A 921-nucleotide genomic window follows, 5' to 3' on the forward strand; every position below is an offset into this window, starting at 1 on the left:
ATCAATGCTTCATAAGGCGTCTTATATGGCAAATCAGCTGCGCGGTTTTCCCAAGCTAGGGTCAATGCTTGCTGCTGGCGCTTATACAGATCCGTCAAGACCTGCTTGTCACTGGCATCTTCGCCATAATAATAGGTATCAGGAGTGAACCACCCTTCAAGGTTGTAGCTAACAATAGGATCGTCGCTATTGATCACCGAATCAGGCAGTATACCCACCAGATCCAGCGCTTTTGCGATACTAGCGTTATCACTATCAGCGGTCAGTACTTCTTTTTTGATGCCTGGGTTGTCGCGTAGATTTTGATATAGATCTTTAGCTGTCTTGCCTTCGATAATTTGTACTTTTACCATCGCCACCTTTGCGCCTTGTTGTAAGACATGCAATGCTTCTGCTATCGTCGGGTTTTCTGGTAATTGATAGATACCTGCATGTAGCGGTGCATCTACTTGCGACTTGATATAAAACTTAGCAATACTGGCAGAAAACAGCGGGATTTGCTGTTGCCATTGTGGAAGCAAGCCGTAATAAGTGTCGCCCTGCTCAATCGTCACCTTTTGCTCAGGCTGCTCGATACGACCAAACAACGTTTGATAGACCATCACCAATAAAAAGGCAGCAATCAGTCCCAATACCAATAAAATCTGATAACCACGCTGCATAAAAAACGACTGATTGTCTTTTTTGTACTCGCGCGGGGTGTTTTGACCATTGACCAAAGAAATATCCGTCGCTGGTGCTTTGTCGTCAGTCTCAATGTCTTGAGGCGTCTTAAGAGGGTCGTTAATAGTGCCGTCTCGCTTGTCTGATGCAGGATCATTTGGACGTTCAGGAGGTATTTCAGGTGTAGGCTTGCTCATGGCAACTCGCGAGGCAGATGTTTGCTAGAATTTAGCATTGAACCGTGTGCTTTTCAATGGT

1 protein-coding gene is annotated in these 921 nt (G+C 45.4%); it reads right to left on the reverse strand.

The window, feature by feature from the left end; genetic code table 11:
* Nucleotides 1-860 (reverse strand): endolytic transglycosylase MltG (locus ACS8FD_RS17815; RefSeq protein ID WP_439276832.1); only part of this gene is annotated, 860 nt, incomplete at its 3' end.
* Nucleotides 861-921: the final 61 nt, after the last annotated feature.

Source organism: Psychrobacter sp. 1U2 (assembly GCF_051847575.1).